The sequence below is a fragment of the Streptomyces sp. NPDC036764 genome (assembly GCF_055609385.1).
On record NZ_JBVJPT010000033.1, the window covers coordinates 1 to 1,924 of the forward strand.

1 protein-coding gene is annotated in these 1,924 nt (G+C 61.7%); it reads left to right on the forward strand.

The features are described 5' to 3' along the window. Positions 1-608 precede the first annotated feature (608 nt). Positions 609-1,580, forward strand: coding sequence for a competence protein CoiA family protein (locus tag ACZ69Q_RS45410; protein ID WP_471054703.1), 972 nt, complete (start codon positions 609-611; stop codon positions 1,578-1,580). Positions 1,581-1,924 lie beyond the last annotated feature (344 nt).

A 1,924-nucleotide genomic window follows, 5' to 3' on the forward strand; every position in this document is an offset into this window, starting at 1 on the left:
GCTACGAGCGCAAGCCCGAACACTTCCTCGCCTTCACCGCCATAGCTGCGACCCTCATATGCCACCGCAGACTCGCCAACTGAAATGACGACTTAGAAGGGCCATGGTCACTGCTCTTGTCCTGGCCTCCTGACCTGCACGCATGCCGCTAATGGTGACGCCCAAGTAGCCAACTTCGACACGTATTCGACACGGGCTTCGTTGGCGGACGACCAGGCCGGCAAGGTAGTGGGCCAGGCAGGCGGCGGCATCGCGTCGAAGGGTGCCGATGCTCGGTGCTCCCCGATGTACTCGCACGTGACTGCTCGACCCATCCTCTCTGCGGTTGGCTTCGCAATCGAGAGCGGACAAGCTGTGAGTAGTTCACTGCCCATCGAGTGGGCGAAGCAGGGGGTGACGACTTGTCGTTAACTGCGCGGCATGCGGTGCGGGGCTTGCTGGATGCGACTCTGATGGATCTTGGGTGTGGGTGGTCTTGGGAAGCAGTGCATCGAGTGCGGCCGCGTGTTGATCTGACTTGTCCCGAGTGTGGACACCGCGTACATGCCAAGGTCTCACCTCGGCGAACGCGATACTTCGCACACGACCCAAGCGGGCCCAACTGCGTAATGGCGGGGGAGTCCTTAGAGCATCACCTGCTGAAGCTGGAGCTGACCACTGCCATTCGCGCGGCGGGACACCAAGCAGAGTTAGAGGTGCGCGGTCCAGGTGGTCATTGGCGTGCCGATGTGTTGTCGTCCTCCCCGGATGGCGCTGTCCAGATGGCATGGGAGGTGCAGCTATCCGCGATCACCCTCCAGGAGATCCATGAGCGCACCCAACACCTTGCTGCCGACGGCGTTGGCGTTTGCTGGGTGTCCACGCGCCTGCTGCCTTGGCATGGTGCCGTGCCCTCGATAGTGGTCACTGCTCCGCCTACGGATGATCCGGACTGGCAAGTCACTGCAGGACCTGCCTTCTTTGAGATCGAAGAGTGTGATGTGCACGAGAAGCCCTGGCAGTGCCCTCTGAGGAAGCATGGCTTCTGGCACCACCTAGAAATCAAACTTTCGACGTTCGTGAGACAGGTTGTTGAGGGGGGCGTGGTGGTTCACCGACCTACGGAGCAGATCCATATGAGCGGCTGTTCCTGGTCGGAAGTGTGGAGCTCGCCTCATCACCTCGCCGTCGCGGCACGATTTGGCGAAGATGAACGAGAGGGGTGGCAACGACAGGCCCGGGAGAACTTGGAGTGGCGCGCCCGCAAGTTGCCCGAGGCCAACCGCATTTTGGTTAAAGAGTGGCAGGAGAACCTCCCAGAAGGCACATGGCAGGCCCTGCACTCCGCGGTTGTCGAATGGATACGTGCGGAGACAGAAAAGGAACCATCATTTAGGCCCCACTGGGTCGCCTGGAATTGGGCATGTGGAGTGCCAGTCTGCGTCGACGGGCGGCCATACGGAGTGATTCATCCTGACCCCTCCAAGGTTGACTGGAAGCTCCTGACGCGGATGGTCATCTTCGTTCCCAGCGACACCGATCGACAGACCCTGCTCCGCTCGGCTCCGGAGGGCACCCGCGTCGTAGCGTTGTTGCCATAGCGAACGCGGGGTGACGTGCACACGGCTCCGGAGTGATTGTGCTGATCGAACCTCGCATCCCGCCTGACCTGCGCCGGAGCCAGCCCGTTGTAGTACGGGGACCCGCACTGTGTCGGAGCTGTGTCGCACGAGGCCGCAGCTCGACAAGCTGGCCCTGCGCCGGCCGGTCTCTACGTGCGGACGAAGACGCGCTGGGTGCCGTAGGCCAGAGACTGCTTCGTCCCGAAGCAACTTGGGTATGGGTGCTGCCTTAGTCGTCATTTCAGTTGGCGAGTCTGCGGTGGCATATGAGGGTCGCAGCTATGGCGGTGAAGGCGAGGAAGTGTTCGGGCTTGCGCTCGTAG

What these genes read in the sequence shown, in the direction of transcription:
- ACZ69Q_RS45410 (WP_471054703.1), top strand. Translation starts at nt 609, where the DNA reads ATGGCGGGGGAGTCCTTAGAGCATCACCTGCTGAAGCTGGAGCTGACC.